Below are 17,179 nucleotides of genomic sequence, written 5' to 3'. Positions count from 1 at the left end.
ATCCTCCCCGCCGAAACCGGGGCGCCGGTACTACCATTTTCTTTTTTGTGCTACCCCGGAACAAAAAAAAGCTCCCCGACCCTCCCGGTCAGCCCAGGTCCCTGCCGGTGGTAGTCGTCACCAATTTGCCGTGCTTGACCCCCTTGGTGCCGATCAACTCGTCGGCCAGGCGCTTCACCTCTCTGGCCTTCCCCTTCACCACCACCACTTCGATGCAGTTGTGGTGGTCGAGGTGAACGTGCAGAGCGGAGATGATGGCGTCATGGTGGGAGTGCTGCCGTTCGGTGAGTTTGTCTCCCAGGTCCCGGGTGTGGTGGTCGTAGACCAGGGTGACGGTTCCCACGGTCTCCTCCTCGCCCCGAGCCCATTGGTCCTCCACCAGGGCTCCCCGGATCAGATCCCGGATCGCCTCGGAGCGGTTGCCGTAGCCCTTGCGGGCGATGAGATCGTCGAAGCGCTCCAGGAGGCTGTCGTCTATGGAGATGCCGAAGCGGACCAGATCGGCCATGGGTTCCTCGCAGCGAAGAGGGGTGTGCAGACCTTCCCTGTTTAGCACGCTCCCCCCGGAGGGTCAAGACGGGCGGGCCCTGAGGGCAGCGCATCCACCTTTCGTCCACAGCCTGTCCCCCCGGTTGTTCACAACATGTTGTACGCCTGCCTCCAATTCTAATCTAGATGTTGTGCTTTTTGCCTTGACACCAAAAGGCACTGTGCTAAATTCACGCTAATCTTGGATTCTAATCAGGGAGGGCGGTGCCAATGTTGGAATTTATTCGCAAGCGGGACGGGCGGCTCGACCCCTTCGACGAGGGGAAGATCAACGAGGCGATCAAGAAGGCGGTGCGCGCCGCGGGCGGCACCGACATGGACAAGGCTGCGGACATCTCCCGCCAAGTGGTGGGGATTCTGGAGGTCATCTACAAGGACGAGCGCATTCCGACGGTGGAGAACGTCCAGGACCTGGTCGAGAAGATCCTCATCGAAAACGGCCACGCCCAGGTCGCCAAGGGCTATATCCTCTACCGCAAGCAGCACGAATCCCTGCGCGAGACCCGGGAATTCATGAAGGCGTCGATCGAGGCGATCGACTCCTACCTGACCCAGGAAGACTGGCGGGTCAACGAAAACGCCAACATGGGCTACTCCCTTCAGGGGCTCAACAACCACGTCGCCGCCAACATCACCAGCAACTACTGGCTCAACAAGATCTACCCCTCCTACGTCGCCGACGCCCACCGGGACGGGGACTTCCACATTCACGACCTGGGCATGCTCAGCGTCTACTGCTGCGGCTGGGACCTGAAAGACCTGCTGCTGAAAGGCTTCACGGGCGCCTACGGCAAGATCCAGAGCGCCCCGCCCAAGCGCTTCCGCACCGCCCTCGGCCAGACGGTGAATTTCTTCTACACCCTGCAGGGGGAGGCCGCCGGGGCCCAGGCCTTCGCCAACTTCGACACCCTGCTCGCCCCTTTCATCCGCTACGAGGGGCTCGGCTACGCCGAGGTCAAGCAGTGCCTGCAGGAGTTCATCTTCAACATGAACGTCCCGACGCGGGTCGGGTTCCAGACCCCCTTCACCAACATCACCATGGACATGACCTGCCCGCGCAACATGGCGGACGAGGCGGTGATCCGCGGCGGGGAGCTGATGGCCGAGACCTACGGCGAGTTCCAGGAAGAGATGGACCTGTTCAACCGCGCCTTCTGCGAAGTGATGATGGAGGGGGACTCCTCGGGACGGATCTTCTCCTTTCCCATCCCCACCTACAACATCACCGCCGGCTTCGACTGGGACAGCCACCGCTTCCAGCCGATCTGGGAGATGACCGCCAAGTACGGCATCCCCTACTTCAGCAACTTCATCAACTCNGCTGCGTCTCGACAACCGCGAGTTGCGCCGCCGCGGCGGCGGCCTTTTCGGCTCCAACCCCCTGACCGGCTCCATCGGCGTGGTCACCCTCAACCTGCCACGGGCGGCCTACCGGGCCGAAGGCATGACCGAGTTCTTCGCACAGATCTCCGAGCTGATGCGGCTCGCCTCCGAATCCCTGGAGATCAAGCGCAAGCAGCTCGAGCGCTTTACCGAGGACAACCTCTACCCCTACTCCCGCTTCTACCTCTCGGCCATCCGCGAACGCAGCGGCAACTTCTGGAACAACCACTTCTCCACCATCGGCCTGATCGGCATGAACGAGGCATGCCTCAACCTCATCGGCCAGGGGGTCGACACCCCCGAGGGGAAGGTCCTGGCGGTGAAGACCCTGCAGTTCATGCGCAACCAGCTCGAGGCCTTCCAGGAGGAGACCGGCCACCTGTACAACCTCGAAGCCACACCGGCGGAGGGGACCAGCTTCCGCCTCGCCAAGCAGGACCGCAAGCTGCATCCCGACATCATCACCGCAGGCGCCGACCAGCCCTACTACACCAACTCCACCCAGCTTCCGGTGGGGAGCACCGACGACATCTTCCAGGCCCTTTCCCACCAGGACGCCATGCAAACCCAGTACACCGGCGGGACGGTCTTCCACGGCTTCCTCGGCGAGAGGCTGGAGGACTGGCGCAGCGCCCGCCTGCTGGTGCGGCGCATCGCGGAGAACTTCCACCTGCCCTACTTCACCATCAGCCCGACCTTCACCATCTGCCCGGAACACGGATACATTTCCGGGGAGCACTTCTCCTGCCCCCACCATCACGAGGGGAAGGCGGCGTAAAGGCAGCTCTCAGCTCCAAGCGGCAACAAGAGACGAACCTCGAGCCCGGGCCTCTGCCCCTGGATCTTGAAATCGAACGAGGAGGAATCGATGGCGACCAAATGTGATGCGAAAACGGAAGTCTATTCCCGGGTGTGCGGCTTCTTCCGCCCCGTCCAGCAGTGGAACAAGGGGAAGAAGGAGGAATTCAAGGACCGCCGGGAATTCGAGGTGGGACCGAAGAAGAAGACCGGATAGATGCACGTCAAGGGATTCCAAGGGACCAGTCTGCTCGACTACCCGGGCCGCATCGCCTCCCTCGTCTTCTTCGGCGGCTGCAACCTGACCTGCCCCTTCTGCCACAACCCCACCCTGGTGACGGACCCGAAGCAGTATCCCGACTTCCCCCTGGAGGCCCTGCTGGAGGAACTGAGGCAGCGGAGTTCTTTCATCGACGGGGTGGTCATCTCCGGAGGCGAGCCGACCGTCGATGCGGGACTGATCCCCCTCCTGCGGAAGATCAGGGCGCTGGGCCTGCTGGTCAAGCTGGACACCAACGGCCTGGCACCCCGGGTGATGAAAGAGATCCTGACCGAGGGCCTGGTCGACTTCGTGGCCCTCGACCTGAAGACCGACCCGAAGCGCTACGGGGAACTGCACAGCGCCCCGGTGGACCTGTCCGCCCTGGAGAAGAGCGCCCGGCTGATCCTGGAACGGGCCCCGGACTACGAAATCCGCACCACCTGCGTTCCCGGCTTCGTCGAGGAGCCGGACATCGACGCCATCGGCGCCCTGGTCTGCGGAGCGAGGACCTGGGTGCTCCAGCAGTTCCAGCCCCGCCATGCCCTCGCCGAGACCTCGCGCGAGACCGACCCCCACCCTCCGCAACGCCTCGAGGCCTTCGCCGAGCTGGCGCGGGGATACGCCAGAACGGTGACCCTCCGGGGCCTGTAGCCCTTTCCCGAGCGCTCCCGGCCGCGGCGACTGCATTGACAGGCGGCCGTAGCTGTTATACTTTCCTTGCGTAACACGTTTCCACCATTCTTCACACCGCAGAGCAGGCACCATCATGCACATGGCCGACGCCCTTCTCTCGCCCGCCGTCGGCGGCGCCCTGTGGGCCGCCTCCGCCGGCACCCTCGCCCTTTGCTCGCGCAGGGCGCAGACCGCCCCGGAGGACGGCCGGGTTGCCCTGATGGGGGTCCTGGGGGCCTTCATCTTCGCCGCCCAGATGATCAACTTCGCCATCCCGGGCACCGGCTCGAGCGGACACCTGGGCGGCGGCCTGCTGCTGGCGATCCTGCTCGGGCCCCACGCCGCCTTCCTGGTGGTCGCCTCGATCCTTCTGGTCCAGGCCCTGCTCTTCGCCGACGGGGGCCTGCTGGCCCTCGGCTGCAACCTGTTCAACCTCGGCCTGCTCCCGTGCCTGGTGGCCTACCCACTCGTCTACCGCACCATCGCCGGAGCGCGCCCGTCACCGCGGCGGCTCTGGGCGGCCTCGGTGACTGCGGCCCTGGTCGCATCCCAGACCGGAGCCCTGGGGGTGGTGCTCCAGACCTCCCTTTCGGGCATCTCCGCCCTGCCCCTGACCGGTTTCGCCCTGGTGATGCTGCCGATCCACCTGGCCATCGGCCTGACCGAAGGGGTGATCACCGCCTCGGTCGTCTCCTGGGTCCGCAGGGTTCGCCCTGAACTGTTCGCGGCCTCGCCCGGGCAGGGCGGTCCCGCGCTCCGCAAGGTACTGGTCGGCTTCGTCCTGGCGACGGCGCTGACCGCCGGGGCCCTTTCCTGGTTCGCATCGCCCCGCCCCGACGGCCTGGAATGGTCGATCTCGCAGATGGCCGAAGACGGCCAGCTCCCCTCCCCGCCTTCGGGGCCTCACCCCGTTCTGGCCCACCTGCAGGAGCAAGTCGCCCTCCTTCCGGGCTACGGATTCTCCCCCGAGGGAACGGAACCCGTCCCCCCCGAAGAGGCCGCCTGGCCGGCCGTCGATGCAGGCACCACCCTTTCCGGCCTCGTGGGCGGCCTGCTGACCCTCGCCCTGGCCGTCGGCACCGGCCTGCTGCTGCGGCGCCGCTCCGCCTCTTCCTGACCCCGCCTTCGGCGAATCCCCCCGCCCCCTTTCCTTCCCCTGAAACAACAACCGTTCCCCTGCAATGGGATCCCCGCGCGGCCGAGAAAGACCGGTCCCTTCCTGAGTGGGAAAAACGCAAGAGCCACAGGCAGGCCATGTCCGGCCCTCTGGCGAGGAAAAAACGGGAAAAAAGCCCCCCGAGGGGGGGCTTCGGGCAGGCGATGGGAAACGGTGCGGGGGCGCCGATGAGCGGGAGGGTGTCAGGGGGCCAGGAAGGCTGGAAGATGCCAGCCGGGATCAGCGCGGCAGCAGCTTGTGGCAGAAGAGGCAGCGGATCGGGTCGGGGTGCTCCGCGGAGAAGGCGATTCCGTCCGGACCGTGGCACTCCTTGCAGAACTTCTCCGCGGCCTTCTTCCCCTCATCCTTGACGATGGGGTAGAACTTGGCGTGGATGTCGTCGTAGGGGACCTTGGAGGTCTTCTCCTCGCCGGTCAGGGCGTAGAAGGTGCCGAAGACGCCGAGGACAAGGACGATAAAGATCCAGTCGCGCTTTTTGAATGCCATGCCTTTTACCTTTCGTTGAAGTCGCGGGGACGGCCCCTCATTTCCCGGCCAGGACCGCGCAGCCGAGGGCGCCGTTGTGCTGGGGGTGCTCCGGGACGACGATCCCGGCCCCGGTCGACTCCCGGAGGAGCTCCCGGAAGGCGGCGCTTTTGGCCACCCCCCCGGTAAGGACGATTGTGTCCTGGGGAAAACGGTGCAGCATGGGGGCCACCCGCTTGATAAGGGTATTGTTGACCCCGGCGCAGAGCCGCTCCAGGGAGTGTCCCTCGATGATTTTGCCGATCAGCTCGCTCTCCCCGAAGATGCCGCAGGTGGCGTCGAGGGGGACCGGGTCGCGGTGGTGGCGGGAAAGCTCTTCGAGGGAGAGGTCGAGGACCTTGGCCATGTTCTCCAGGTAGCGGCCGGAGGAAGCGGCGCACTTGTCGTTCATGACGAAGTCCATCAGGATGCCGTTCTCCACCCGGGCCACCTTGGAATCCTGGCCGCCCAGGTCGAGCATGGTGAAGGTGGTCAATCCGGTCTGAAACCGGACCCCCTGCACATGGGCCTGGATCTCCGGAACCACCCGCGCCCCCTCCAGCCCGAGGGTGTTGCGGCCGTAGCCGGTCACGACGATTGAAAGGGCGGCCGGAGGCGGCCCGTCGAACAGGTCCATGGCCGCGAAATCGAGGTTCAACACCCCCTCGCGCATCGAAGCGAAGCGCTTGTAGAAGGGAATGGTCTCGAAATCCCGCAGCCAAAGGACCTCCCCGCCCTCCAGGGCGGCGAACTTGGCCTGACGGCTGCCCAGGTCGATGCCGAGCCCGGTCATGGCTTCCTCGCACGAAGCATTTCCACGAAGCCCTCGATGCGGATCCGGGTCCGGGCGTCGAGGGGACCGGGCCGGTCCCCCTCGAGGGTCAACACCGGCACCCCCAACCGCTGGCGCACGATCATGTCCTCGATCTGGCGAAAGCAAAAAGCCTGCACGTAGTGCACGACGCCGTCCACCCGCCGCTTGGCGATCTCCTCCTCGATGTCCTCCAGGCGAGTGAAGATGTCGTAGGGATAGGTGTAGCGCCGGTACTGCTCGACCAGGTCCCCGGTGGCGTAGGGCATGGAGAACTGGCGCTGGGTTTCGTTGAAAACCACCCGGGCCCCGAGGGACTCGAGGGCTTCGTAGAGGCCGGAGACAATGGGGGGCACCCCGATATAGGCCAGGCGCAGAGCATCCTGAATGGGAGGGCGCCGGCGGGCCTCGGCGAGAAAGGCGTCAACCTCGGCCTCGAAAGCGTCGGGGTCGCCGTTCATGTCCGAGGTGCAGACCTGGTAGTAGTGGTTCTCCTCTCCCGTGACCCGGTCCTCCTCCCAGGTCAGGCGGTCAACCTCGTGGACCTTGCTGCGCACCTTCTGCAGGCGCCTCCGGGCCTCCTCGACACCCTCGGAGGAGGCGCCGAAAACGCCGGCCAGCTTGTCGATTTCGTGGGAAAGGGTCGCCGCCGAGCGGTCATAGGGGAAAGCGAAGGGGACGGTTTTCACGCCGTGCAGACTCAGCACCTCCATCAGCGCCTGGGTGTTGGAGCAGTCCCCCTCGGTGACAGCGACCAGCTCGCGGATGCCGCGCCTCAGGGTGACCCCGTAGAGCCCCTTGATCCAGCCGCAGATGTTGCGGGGAAACCCCGCGACCTCCGCTTCCTCGATGAGCCGCCCGGGCTCGGGATCGGTGATGAAAATATTATTGAGGTCCACCGGCCGGCGGCCGGCGGCGATCAGAACTTCGATGGGAATGGTTGTGGTAAAACCGACCATGGACAACGCGAGAAAAGGGGAAAGGGCCGTAAGGGGGTCAGTCCGCCTTGATGAACAGCAGGTAGATGACCACCATGACCAGGGCGACCCCGCCGCCGACGAAGACCAGAAGGGTGTCGCTGGACATGCTCTCGAGGTTGGTCTCCTGCCCGAGGGTGTAGGAGACGAGCCCGACGAAACCGGTAACGCTGACGACCGTGGCCAGCAGGATGCGCCACTTCAGGAGCAGGGAGATCAGGCACAGCAGGGCCATCCCGCCCAGAAACCACGGGTTGCGGATCAGGTCCCCGATCTGCCACTGCTGCATGTAGCCCAGAACCCGTTCGGTCTGGAACAACTGGAAAAACTCGGTCATGGGACAATCCCCCTCCGGAAGATTTCGGCCCTTGCTCCTCCGTCTACCGAGCAGGCCGATACAATCTTCTCAACATAACAGTTTTCCATTAAAAGGCAAAGGACAAAAGGGTTCTTGTCCTTGACTCCCCCGCCGACATTCTCTAGTATGATCAATTCCTTTTCAGGCCTGAAAAATGGGAGTTTGCATGTCAGAGCGTGCCATCGGCATTTTCGACTCGGGAGTCGGCGGCCTGACGGTCTTCAAAGAGGTCCGGCGCCTTCTTTCCGGCGAGCAACTCATCTACCTCGGCGACACAGCACGGGTGCCCTACGGCACCAAAAGCCCCCGCACGGTCCTGCGCTACTCCCTGGAGGCCGCCGCATTCCTTGACCGGCAGCGGGTCAAACTGCTGGTGGTCGCCTGCAACACCGCCTCGGCGGTGGCCCTGGATGAACTGGAGGAACGCTTCAGCCTTCCCGTCGTGGGGGTCATCGAGCCCGGCGCCCGGCGGGCCGCTGCTGTCACCCGCAACCGCAGGGTCGGGGTCATCGGCACCGAGGGGACGATCAAGAGCGGAGCCTACACCCGAGCCATCCACGCCCTGGACCCAGGCATCGAGGTCCACGCCGTCGCCTGCCCCCTGTTCGTCCCCCTGACCGAAGAAGGGTGGGCGGAGCACCCCGTGGCCCGCCTTGTCGCCAGCGAATATCTCGCCCCACTCCTCGAGAGGGACATCGACACCCTGGTCCTCGGCTGCACCCACTACCCTCTGCTCAAGAGCACCCTGCACCAAGTCCTCGGCGAGGGGATCGAACTGGTCGACTCGGCCGAGCAGACCGCCCTGCGGGTCTCCGAACTCCTGACCGGGCGAGGCCTCTGCCGCCGAACCCCGCCTGACCCGTCTATGCTTTTCGTAACCGACGTCCCGACCCGCTTCGAAAGGGTGGGCGGCTCTTTCCTCGGCGCCCCCCTGCGGGATGTGATGCAGGTAGAACTGGACGACACCCTCCCCCCGGCGACCGATGCCCGAACCGCGGGCTGAAACGTCCGCCACAGCGTGCAAGGGGACTCCAAGACCATGAAAATATTCACCAAAGATCGCCTGACCCTGCTGGCCGTCATCACCGTCTTGGTGGTTCTCGGCATCGTAATGGGCCGCAGGCTCATGGTATCCACCCCACCGCCGGCGCCCCCGCCCCCGGCCATGGAAGAGCCCCGGAATCTGCGGGAGGTGATCCTCTACTTCGGCGACCCCGGCGGCAGCTACCTGGCGGCCGAGGCCCGGGAAATCGAGGACTGTCCGAACGAAGCCGACTGCATCGCCAGCACCGTCCGCGCCCTGGCCGACGGACCGCTGGGCGACCTTGTCCCGGTGATCCCCTCCCACGCGATTGTGCGGGGAGTGAGCGTGGAGGAAGGCACGGCCACCGTCGACTTCGGCCGTGAACTGATCTCGGCCCATCCCGGAGGAAGTGGATCGGAACTGCTGACGACCTACGGGCTGGCCAACACCCTGGCGGTCAACTTCCCCCACATCCGCCAGGTTCAAATCCTGGTCGAGGGGGCCGCCGTCGAAACGATCAAGGGGCATGTCGATCTGCGCTCCCCCATTCCGGCCGATTTCGACTTCAGCCGGCCGCCGGAGGGCTGGGCGCCCGGGTTCGGCGAAGAGGGGCTGAATACGCCGGCTGCATCTGCGGAAAGGGACGAATAGAATGGCTGATTTTCGACAGGCGATACGGGAAAAGGTTCTCGTCCTCGACGGAGCCATGGGTACCATGCTCCAGGAGCGCGGCCTGAAGGCCGGCGGTTGCCCCGAAGAGATGAACCTCACCTCTCCCGAGGTGGTGGAATCGATCCACCGGGAGTACCGCGAGGCCGGCGCCGACATCCTGGTGACCAACAGCTTCGGCGGCAGCCGGGTCAAGCTGGCCCACTACGGCCTGGAAGACCGGGTGCGGCAGATCAACGCCCGCTCGGTGGAACTGGCCCGCAAGGCCGCGGGCGACTCGTCCTTCGTGGCCGCCTCGGTCGGGCCGACCGGCCGGTTCCTTGAGCCGGTGGGAGACGCGGGTTTTGACGAGATGGTGGAGATCTTCGGCGAGCAGGTCCGGGCCTTCAACGAGGCCGGCGCGGACCTGGTCACCCTGGAAACCTTCCTCGACATTCGGGAACTGCGGGCCGCCGTGGTGGCCTGCAAAGAGTTCTCGGCTCTGCCGGTCATGGCCCTGATGACCTTCGACGACGGCGGCCGCTCCGTGCTGGGAACTCCGCCCGAAGCCGCGGCGGTCACCCTGGAGGCCCTCGGCATCGACCTGGTGGGCTCCAACTGCGGCCTCGGCGTGGAGGGGATCTATGAACTGCTGGTGAGGATGCGCTCGGTGACCTCCCTCCCCCTGATCTCCCAGGCCAACGCCGGCCTGCCGGCCCTGCGGGACGGCCAGACCGTCTTCCCGGGAACCCCGGAGGAGATGACCGCCTACCACGACCGGATGCTCGCCCTGGGGGTACGGGTCATCGGCGGCTGCTGCGGCACCACGCCGGACCACATCCGCGCCATTCGCGGGGCCCTCGAGGGGAAAGATCTCTCCTGGACGGCCCCGCCACGCCGGTGCATTCTCTCCAGCCGCACCGCAGTGGTGCCGATCGGGGGCGAGGCGCCCTGCGCCGTCATCGGAGAACGCATCAATCCCACCGGAAAGAAGCTCTACAGCGCCGAGTTGCGGGAGGGCAAGACAGCCTACGTCCGCCGCGAGGCCCAGGAGCAGGCCGCCGCCGGGGCGGCCCTGCTCGACGTCAACTGCGGAGCGCCGGGCGTGGACGAGCCCGCCGCCATGCGCCGGGCCGTTTTCGCCGCCTCCGGGGCGACGGCCGCCCCCCTGGTGCTCGACTCCTCCGATCCGGCGGCCCTGGAGGAGGGACTCAAGGCGGCCGACGGCAAGGTCCTGATCAATTCCGTTTCCGGGGAGCAGAAGAGCCTGCGGGCCGTCCTTCCCCTCGCCCGCAAGTACGGCGCCGCTGTCATCGGCCTGGCCCTGGACGGCAAGGGCATCCCCAAGACCGCCGAGGGACGCCTGCAGGTCGCCCGCACGATTCTCGAGGCGGCCCGCGAAGCGGGCCTGCCGAAAGAGGACGTGATCATCGACTGCCTCGCCCTGACCGTCTCCGCCGAGCAGGACCAGGCGTTGCAGACCCTCGAGGCGCTGCGGCGGGTGCGGCAAGAGCTTGGCCTGGCCACCGTTCTGGGGGTGAGCAACATCTCGTTCGGCCTGCCCCGGCGCCCGGTCCTCTCCTCGGCGTTCTTCGCCATGGCCCTGGAGGCGGGCCTCTGTGCCGCCATCATCAACCCCAAGGACGAGCGGATGATGGACGCCTACCGGGCGGCCATGGTCCTGCTGGGGCGGGATCTTCGCGCCGAGACCTACGTGGAAATCTACGGCCAGGCGCCGCCACCCGAAGCGTCCCCCCGTACCGGGGGGGAGCCCCTGGGAATACGGGAGGCGCTGGCCGCCGCCGTTCTTGAAGGTGACCGGGAGGGCATCGAACAACTGGTGGAGAAGGCCCTGGCGGAGGGCATCGCCCCCCTGGCGATCAGCAGCGAGGGCCTGCTGCCCGGACTCGAGGAGGTCGGCCGCCGGTTCGGAAGCGGGCAGATGTTCCTCCCCCAGGTCATGCTCTCCGCCGAGACCATGCAGACTGCCTTCGCCCGCCTCAAGCCGGAGATGCGCAAAGGGGACGCGCCCGACCTGGGCAAGATCCTCATGGCTACCGTCGAGGGGGACATCCACGACATCGGCAAGAACATCGTCTGCACCCTGCTGGAGAATTACGGCTTCGAGGTCGTCGACCTGGGAAAAAACGTCCCGGCGGAGCGCATCGTTGAGCAAGCCAGGGCCCTGGAGGTGGACGCGGTCGGCCTCTCCGCCCTCATGACCACCACCCTCAACCAGATGGAAATAACCATCGCCGAATTACGGGCGGCCGGAATCGAGGTCTTCACCATGGTCGGCGGCGCCGTGGTCACGCAGGACTACGCCGACACCATCGGCGCCGACCTCTACGCCGTGGACGCCCTGGAGGCGGTGGCCAAAATCAAGAAATTGCTCGGCGGGAAAAAGCCTTAAGTCTTGAACCGTTTAGCGGTCTGTGCTAACAATAGGCGAGTTTGATTCTCCCTTGTTCCGGGGCCCGTCATGGTTGTCGGCTTTAACCACAATTTCCGTTACAAGGACTTCCTGGTCCACATCCAGACCGAAGACAGCGGCCTGAAGAGTCCCCACATCGTCACTCTTCTTTACCGCGGGGGGATCATCATCGCCTCCCTGAAAGCCTCCTACGACGACATCCTCGGGACCGACGACCTGGAAGAAGTCGTCGAAGGGCGCATGAAAGACCAGCATCGCACCATGCTGCGGCGCCTGAAAAGCGGAGAGTTCGACACCGCCCTGGACCAGGCCGAAGAGAAAAGCCCGGCCTCCAAGCCCGGCCCCCCGGCCGCACCTCCAGCGCCGGCCCCGGCCCCAGATCCGCCCCCGGCCCCGGCCCCGATCGCGCCTCAAGCTACGCCCCCGACCAAGGCACCGCCTGCCGCAACGGCCCCAAAGCCCGCCGCCGGACGGCCGGCTGAGAAAAACGCCCCGGGAAGCAGCCTTGAACGGTTGGTTTTCGATTATCTGAGGAGCGGGCGCTAGCCCCCCTTCCCATCCAAGCCTCCCTCTGCCGAGGGGAAGAACAGAAAGGAAGTACCTGCCCCATGCTGACAGAACAGACCGTCCGGGAGCTTGAACAGACCGCCCGACAGCTTCGCGTGGAAATCCTCAAAATGCTCAACACGGCCAAGTCGGGCCACACCGGGGGAAGCCTCTCGGCCATCGACATCCTGACCGTGCTCTATTTCAACAAGATGCGCCACGACCCGAGCAATCCCGCCTGGGAAGACCGGGACCGGTTCGTCCTGTCCAAGGGGCACGCCGCCCCCGCACTCTACGCCAGCCTCGCCAAGGCCGGCTACTTCTCCCGCGACGACCTGAAGACCCTGCGGCGACTCGGCAGCCACCTGCAGGGGCACCCCGACATGAACAAAACGCCGGGAGTGGAAGTCTGCACCGGCTCCCTGGGCCAGGGCCTCTCCCAGGCCGTCGGCCTCGCCCTGGCCGGGCGTCTGGCGGGGAAAAGCTCCCGGGTCTACACCCTCCTCGGCGACGGCGAAGTCCAGGAAGGGCAGATCTGGGAAGCGGCCATGGCCGCAGCCCATTACCGGCTCGACAACCTCTGCGCCCTCCTCGACTGGAACGGCCTCCAGATCGACGGCGAGGTGGACAAGGTCATGAACGTCGGCCCCCTGGGGCCCAAGTTCCTCTCCTACAACTGGCACGTCCTTGAAGTGGACGGCCACGACGTCCAGGCCATCAGCCGGGCCCTGGCCGACGCGGAAAAGACGAAGGACAAGCCCACCATGATCATCGCCCGCACGGTCAAGGGCAAGGGCATTTCCTTCTTCGAGCACAAGGCGAGCTACCACGGCGTGCCGCCCAGCGACGAAGAGCTCGACCGCGGCCTGGAGGAGTTGGGCCACGCCTGACCCAGAGACGCCCCATCCGTGAAGAGGCGTTTCCGATGCCGACCGGCTCCAGGCAACGCCATTTGCGGCCTATCGATTCATGATTCACGAATTACCGAAGGGAAACACACAGTGAGCGAGATGATCGCAACCAGAGATGCCTACGGCAAAACTTTAGTGGAACTTGGCCGGTAGAACCCCCGGGTGGTGGTCCTGGACGCCGACCTCTCCGGGTCCACCAAGACGGCAGCCTTCGCCAAGGAATTCCCCGAGCGCTTCTTCAACGCCGGGATCGCCGAGGCCAACATGGTCGGGATGGCGGCGGGGCTGTCGGCCGGGGGGATGATCCCCTTCGCCTCCACCTTCGCCGTTTTCGCCGCCGGAAGAGCTTTCGAACAGATTCGCCAATCCCTCGCCTATCCCAGCATGAACGTCAAGGTGGTGGCGACCCACGGAGGAATCACCGTGGGGGAGGACGGCGGCTCCCACCAGTCGATAGAGGATCTGGCCATCATGCGGGCCCTGCCCAACATGACCGTGCTGTGCCCTGCCGACGGACCCGAAACGACGGCGGCCATCCGCGCCGCTGCGGCCCTGGACGGTCCGGTCTTCGTCCGCCTCGGCCGCGGCAAGGTTCCGGTGGTCTTCGATGAGGACTGCAGCTTCACCGTCGGCCGCGGCAAGACGGCCAGGGAAGGGACCGACCTGACCTTCGTCACCACGGGCCTGATGACCGCCCAGGCCCTCGAGGCCGCCCGGATTCTCGAGGAGGAAAAGGTCTCCGCCCGCGTCGTCCACCTCGGCTCCATCAAGCCCCTCGATGTCGACCTGGTGCTGCGCGCCGCCCGGGAGACCGGGGCCATCGTCACCGCTGAGGAGCACTCGGTCATCGGCGGCCTCGGCGGCGCCGTCTGCGAGGTCCTGGCCGAGGGGTACCCGGTGCCGGTAGAGCGGGTCGGCCTGCGCGACGTGTTCGGCCAGTCGGGAACAGCGGAGGACCTTCTGGTCCACTACAACCTGACTCCCGCGAATCTGGTGGAAGCCGCCGAGCGGGTCCTGCGGAGAAAATAGAACCACTGACCAAGCAACGGTCCAGCCCGGCTTCGTGCCGGGCCGGGGCTGTCTCTCAGGAACCCGGGGACGCTATGGCCCCGGGAATCCGCCAACGGCGCCATTTTGTTCGGCGCCGCGCATTCATCAGGGGTGGCGTTGTTTTTTAAAAGCCTCATCAGTAGCGTCATCATTCTCAACATCCTGCTCCTGACGGTGGGCATCGGGACCTTTACCCTGTTCCACATCCGCCGGGAGCAGATCCACCTCATCGGCGCGACCAAGGAGAGCGCGGAGTTGCTCCTGGCCACCGTGGAACGGGCCATTTTCAACTCCATGCGGGTCGGCAACAGCGAAGACGTGCAGGCGATCCTCGAAATGGTGGGACGCAGCCACAGCCTCACCAACGTCCGCATCTTCCACCCTGACGGAACCATCCTCAAGTCGGCCCGGCCCCACGAGATCGGCGGCCCGGTCGACTCCTTCGACCTCGCTCTCTTCCAGAACCAGCGCGCCGAAGGAATCTTCCGCGTCAACGGAGAGGAAGTACTGGGCATCGTCAAGCCGATCGTCTCCGACGAGCGATGCTTCCTCTGTCACGGCATCGGCCGCAAGGTCATCGGGGTCTTGAACCTCAACTTCTCCCTGGCCGACACCACCCGGAGACTGCGGGACTCCTCGCAGTTCTTCATGATCTCCACGGTATTCATCATCGTCCTGCTCTCTGTGGGGGTCTCCTTCATCCTGTTGCGCTTCCTTCGCAGCCCCATCAGCACCATAGCCGCCCGCATGGCCGAGGTGGAGGCAGGGGACCTGTCGGTGCGCATGAACCCCCGCAATGACGACGAGATGGGAAGCCTCATGCGCAGCTTCAACTCCATGGTTGACAACCTGGAGAAGGCCAAGCAGGAGCTGGAACGCTACCACTATCGCCAGATGGAGCGCGCCGACCGCCTCGCTTCGGTCGGGGAGATGTCCACAGGCATCGCCCACGAGATCAAGAACCCCCTGGCCGGCATCAGCGGCGCCATCTCGGTTCTGGCCAACGATTTCCCCGAGAGCGACCCGCGGCGGACCATCGTCCACCAGGTTCTGGAGCAGATCGCCCGCCTGGACAAGACCGCCACCGACCTGCTTCACTTCGGCCGGCCGGGCAAGCCCGAATTTTCCTTCGCAGACATCAACGCCATGGTGAAGAAGACCCTCTTCTTCGTCTCCCAGCACCCCGAGGCCCGCAATATTCACCGGGTCCAGGAGCTGACCCGCGACCTTTCCTCGGTCTGGGTCGACGAGAAACAGATTCAACAAGTCCTTTTCAATGTTATTATTAATGCCATCCAGGCGATGAAGGGCGGCGGAACCCTGACCATACGGACCGACTCGGTACAAAAGGAAGGCAAAGAATTCGTTCGGGTCTTTATCACCGACACGGCCCAGGGCATCCCGCCGGAGGAACTGGAGAAGATCTTCATCCCCTTCCACACCACCAAGACCCAGGGGACCGGACTCGGGCTACCCATCTGCCGACAGCTTCTCGAGCAGCACGGAGGATCGATCTCGGTGAAGAGCAGCGTGGGCGAGGGAACAACCTTCGCCATCGAACTGCCGGTGGATAACGGGCCGGCCCCGGGCCCCGAGGAGGGCAGCCATGTCCAGGCATAGGATACTGGTAGTCGATGACGAACATCTGATCCGCTGGTCCCTGGAGCAGAACCTCCGCAAGCAGGGCTACGAAGTGTCCACCGCCGCATCCGGGGAAGAGGCCCTCAAACTGCTGCGGGAGGAGACACCGGACCTGATGCTCCTCGACGTCCAGCTGCCGGGCATAAACGGCATGGACGTCCTGCGCAAAGTCAAGGAGACCGAGGAAGACATCATCGTCATCATGGTGACGGCTCTCGGAGTCCTGGAGACCGCCGTCAAAGCCATGCGCCTCGGCGCCTACGACTACATCAACAAGCCCTTCAACCTGGACGAACTGGCCATCGTCATCCGCAAGGCCCTGGAGACGAGTGAACTGAAGCAGGAGGTGGCCCACCTGCGCTCGGAGCAGTCCCGGCAGTTTGGCATCGCCAACATGGTCGGCGAGAGCCAGCACATGAAAAACGTCCTCTCCATGGTCGAGAAGGTCGCCAAAAGCGACGCCAGCACAGTCCTCATCCAGGGCGAGAGCGGCACGGGCAAGGAGCTCATCGCCAAGGCGATCCATTACGAGAGCGCCCGGGCCGGAAAGCCGTTCATGGCCATCAACTGCGCCGCAGTCCCCGAAACCCTGCTCGAAAGCGAGCTCATGGGTCATGAGAAGGGCTCCTTCACCGACGCCAAATCCCAGAAGAAGGGACTCTTCGAGGTAGCTCACGGCGGGACGGTCTTTCTCGACGAGATCGGGGACATGGAACTGGGGATGCAGGCCAAGCTGCTGCGCGTCCTCGAGGAGCGCTCGTTTCGCCGCATCGGCGGCACCAAGGACATCCAGGTCGACGTGCGCATCGTGTCGGCCACGAACAAGGACCTGCTCAAGGCCATCGATGAGAAGACCTTCCGCAACGACCTCTACTACCGGATCCAGGTCATTCCCATCCACATCCCCCCCCTGCGGGAACGCCCCGAGGACATTCTCCCGCTGACCCTGCATTTCATCGAGCACTTCAACCGGGAATTCGGCAAAAGCGTCAAGGGGATATCCAAGATAGCGGAAAAATTTCTGCTCGAGTACAATTGGCCGGGCAATACCCGCGAACTGAGGAACATCCTCGAAAGGGCCATCATCCTGGAGAGCGAGGAGACCCTGCTTCTGGAGCATCTGCCCCAGGAGATCGTCACCAGGACCGGCGGAGGAACCGGCGGCCCGCTCAATTTCCGTCTGCCTCCCGAGGGTGTGGACATCGAGGACGTGGAGAGGGAACTCATTCGCCAGGCTCTGGAATCGGCTCAGGGCAACCAGTCCAAAGCGGCCAAGACGCTTCGCCTGGGCATTGACGCCTTTCGGTACCGGATGAAAAAATTCGGATTTCTGTAACAGGAGCCTGCGCGGCCCTCGCGCCGCTCCCCGCGGATGTTGCCACCCGGAGGATCGTCCCGTTAATCGTCCCTTGCCCTGCCCGCGCCCCCTCCCTT

The 17,179-nt window shown here is 65.0% G+C and carries 16 protein-coding genes and 2 pseudogenes; 13 read left to right on the top strand and 5 right to left on the bottom strand.

Going from position 1 to position 17,179, the window contains the following annotated elements; translation table 11 throughout:
• Window positions 1-88: 88 nt before the first annotated feature.
• Window positions 89-508: a nickel-responsive transcriptional regulator NikR gene (gene nikR, locus C0617_RS15100; protein WP_291317866.1), complete on the bottom strand. Its 420-nt coding sequence runs from the start codon at window positions 506-508 to the stop codon at window positions 89-91.
• Between the two features lie 251 nt (window positions 509-759).
• Between nikR and C0617_RS15095 the strand changes: the two are divergent.
• From C0617_RS15095 to C0617_RS15075, 5 genes and pseudogenes are all read left to right on the top strand, one after another.
• Window positions 760-1,868, top strand: a pseudogene (locus C0617_RS15095) (ribonucleoside triphosphate reductase); the annotation flags it as partial.
• 1 nt (window position 1,869) lies between these two features.
• A partial coding sequence (gene nrdD / locus C0617_RS15090) for an anaerobic ribonucleoside-triphosphate reductase (RefSeq protein WP_291317865.1) occupies window positions 1,870-2,710 on the top strand: 841 nt, incomplete at its 5' end.
• A gap of 90 nt (window positions 2,711-2,800) precedes the next feature.
• Window positions 2,801-2,947 (top strand): anaerobic ribonucleoside-triphosphate reductase, encoded by a 147-nt coding sequence (nrdD, locus tag C0617_RS15085; RefSeq protein ID WP_291317864.1) that lies wholly within the window; start codon window positions 2,801-2,803, stop codon window positions 2,945-2,947.
• Complete coding sequence (locus C0617_RS15080) at window positions 2,948-3,643, top strand: anaerobic ribonucleoside-triphosphate reductase activating protein (RefSeq protein WP_291317863.1); 696 nt, start codon at window positions 2,948-2,950, stop codon at window positions 3,641-3,643.
• Window positions 3,644-3,758: 115 nt separating this feature from the next.
• Window positions 3,759-4,781, top strand: coding sequence for an energy-coupling factor ABC transporter permease (locus C0617_RS15075; protein WP_291317862.1), 1,023 nt, complete (start codon window positions 3,759-3,761; stop codon window positions 4,779-4,781).
• Between the two features lie 279 nt (window positions 4,782-5,060).
• On the opposite strand, the gene C0617_RS15070 is transcribed toward C0617_RS15075, so the two are convergent.
• From C0617_RS15070 to C0617_RS15055, 4 genes are read right to left on the bottom strand one after another with little or no spacing between them, the layout of a single operon-like run.
• Window positions 5,061-5,327, bottom strand: coding sequence for a cytochrome c (locus C0617_RS15070; protein WP_291317861.1), 267 nt, complete (start codon window positions 5,325-5,327; stop codon window positions 5,061-5,063).
• A gap of 37 nt (window positions 5,328-5,364) precedes the next feature.
• Entirely contained in the window at window positions 5,365-6,138 is a 774-nt protein-coding gene (locus C0617_RS15065) for an acyl-CoA dehydratase activase (RefSeq protein WP_291317860.1), read from the bottom strand.
• Window positions 6,135-7,121 carry a 2-hydroxyacyl-CoA dehydratase gene (locus C0617_RS15060; protein WP_363324396.1) on the bottom strand — a complete coding sequence of 329 codons (987 nt, stop codon included), beginning with the start codon at window positions 7,119-7,121 and terminating at the stop codon, window positions 6,135-6,137. The genes C0617_RS15065 and C0617_RS15060 overlap by 4 nt, the downstream gene beginning before the upstream one ends.
• Before the next feature lie 31 nt (window positions 7,122-7,152).
• Window positions 7,153-7,470 (bottom strand): hypothetical protein, encoded by a 318-nt coding sequence (locus C0617_RS15055; RefSeq protein ID WP_291317858.1) that lies wholly within the window; start codon window positions 7,468-7,470, stop codon window positions 7,153-7,155.
• A 187-nt stretch (window positions 7,471-7,657) separates the two neighbouring features.
• Between C0617_RS15055 and murI the strand changes: the two genes are divergently transcribed.
• From murI to C0617_RS15015, 8 genes and pseudogenes are all read left to right on the top strand, one after another.
• Window positions 7,658-8,494, top strand: a complete 837-nt coding sequence (murI, locus tag C0617_RS15050; RefSeq protein ID WP_291317857.1) for a glutamate racemase — start codon at window positions 7,658-7,660, stop codon at window positions 8,492-8,494.
• Between the two features lie 36 nt (window positions 8,495-8,530).
• Window positions 8,531-9,166: a GerMN domain-containing protein gene (locus C0617_RS15045; protein ID WP_291317856.1), complete on the top strand. Its 636-nt coding sequence runs from the start codon at window positions 8,531-8,533 to the stop codon at window positions 9,164-9,166.
• Window position 9,167: 1 nt separating this feature from the next.
• The gene (locus C0617_RS15040) at window positions 9,168-11,576 is read left to right on the top strand and encodes a homocysteine S-methyltransferase family protein (RefSeq protein ID WP_291317855.1); all 2,409 of its coding nucleotides are present in this window, start codon (window positions 9,168-9,170) and stop codon (window positions 11,574-11,576) included.
• 69 nt (window positions 11,577-11,645) lie between these two features.
• Window positions 11,646-12,143 carry a hypothetical protein gene (locus C0617_RS15035; RefSeq protein ID WP_291317854.1) on the top strand — a complete coding sequence of 166 codons (498 nt, stop codon included), beginning with the start codon at window positions 11,646-11,648 and terminating at the stop codon, window positions 12,141-12,143.
• A gap of 62 nt (window positions 12,144-12,205) precedes the next feature.
• Entirely contained in the window at window positions 12,206-13,033 is an 828-nt protein-coding gene (locus tag C0617_RS15030) for a transketolase (protein ID WP_291317853.1), read from the top strand.
• 120 nt (window positions 13,034-13,153) lie between these two features.
• A pseudogene (locus C0617_RS15025) lies at window positions 13,154-14,083 on the top strand (transketolase family protein).
• Window positions 14,084-14,221: 138 nt separating this feature from the next.
• A complete protein-coding gene (locus C0617_RS15020; protein ID WP_291317851.1) occupies window positions 14,222-15,724 on the top strand; it encodes an ATP-binding protein in 1,503 nt (500 codons plus the stop codon).
• The gene (locus tag C0617_RS15015) at window positions 15,711-17,081 is read left to right on the top strand and encodes a sigma-54 dependent transcriptional regulator (RefSeq protein WP_291317850.1); all 1,371 of its coding nucleotides are present in this window, start codon (window positions 15,711-15,713) and stop codon (window positions 17,079-17,081) included. The genes C0617_RS15020 and C0617_RS15015 overlap by 14 nt, the downstream gene beginning before the upstream one ends.
• Window positions 17,082-17,179 lie beyond the last annotated feature (98 nt).

The sequence above is a fragment of the Desulfuromonas sp. genome (assembly GCF_002868845.1).
GTDB lineage: Bacteria > Desulfobacterota > Desulfuromonadia > Desulfuromonadales > BM501 > BM501.
The sequence above is the reverse complement of the archived record's forward strand: the minus strand, read 5'-3'. Positions and strand labels throughout refer to the sequence as shown.

Excerpts from the sequence above, each read along its gene's own strand:
- nikR (WP_291317866.1), bottom strand. The coding sequence starts at position 508 with ATGGCCGATCTGGTCCGCTTCGGCATCTCCATAGACGACAGCCTCCTG.
- nrdD (WP_291317864.1), top strand. The coding sequence starts at position 2,801 with ATGGCGACCAAATGTGATGCGAAAACGGAAGTCTATTCCCGGGTGTGC.
- C0617_RS15080 (WP_291317863.1), top strand. The coding sequence starts at position 2,948 with ATGCACGTCAAGGGATTCCAAGGGACCAGTCTGCTCGACTACCCGGGC.
- C0617_RS15075 (WP_291317862.1), top strand. The coding sequence starts at position 3,759 with ATGCACATGGCCGACGCCCTTCTCTCGCCCGCCGTCGGCGGCGCCCTG.
- C0617_RS15070 (WP_291317861.1), bottom strand. The coding sequence starts at position 5,327 with ATGGCATTCAAAAAGCGCGACTGGATCTTTATCGTCCTTGTCCTCGGC.
- C0617_RS15065 (WP_291317860.1), bottom strand. The coding sequence starts at position 6,138 with ATGACCGGGCTCGGCATCGACCTGGGCAGCCGTCAGGCCAAGTTCGCC.
- C0617_RS15055 (WP_291317858.1), bottom strand. The coding sequence starts at position 7,470 with ATGACCGAGTTTTTCCAGTTGTTCCAGACCGAACGGGTTCTGGGCTAC.
- murI (WP_291317857.1), top strand. The coding sequence starts at position 7,658 with ATGTCAGAGCGTGCCATCGGCATTTTCGACTCGGGAGTCGGCGGCCTG.
- C0617_RS15045 (WP_291317856.1), top strand. The coding sequence starts at position 8,531 with ATGAAAATATTCACCAAAGATCGCCTGACCCTGCTGGCCGTCATCACC.
- C0617_RS15040 (WP_291317855.1), top strand. The coding sequence starts at position 9,168 with ATGGCTGATTTTCGACAGGCGATACGGGAAAAGGTTCTCGTCCTCGAC.
- C0617_RS15035 (WP_291317854.1), top strand. The coding sequence starts at position 11,646 with ATGGTTGTCGGCTTTAACCACAATTTCCGTTACAAGGACTTCCTGGTC.
- C0617_RS15030 (WP_291317853.1), top strand. The coding sequence starts at position 12,206 with ATGCTGACAGAACAGACCGTCCGGGAGCTTGAACAGACCGCCCGACAG.
- C0617_RS15015 (WP_291317850.1), top strand. The coding sequence starts at position 15,711 with ATGTCCAGGCATAGGATACTGGTAGTCGATGACGAACATCTGATCCGC.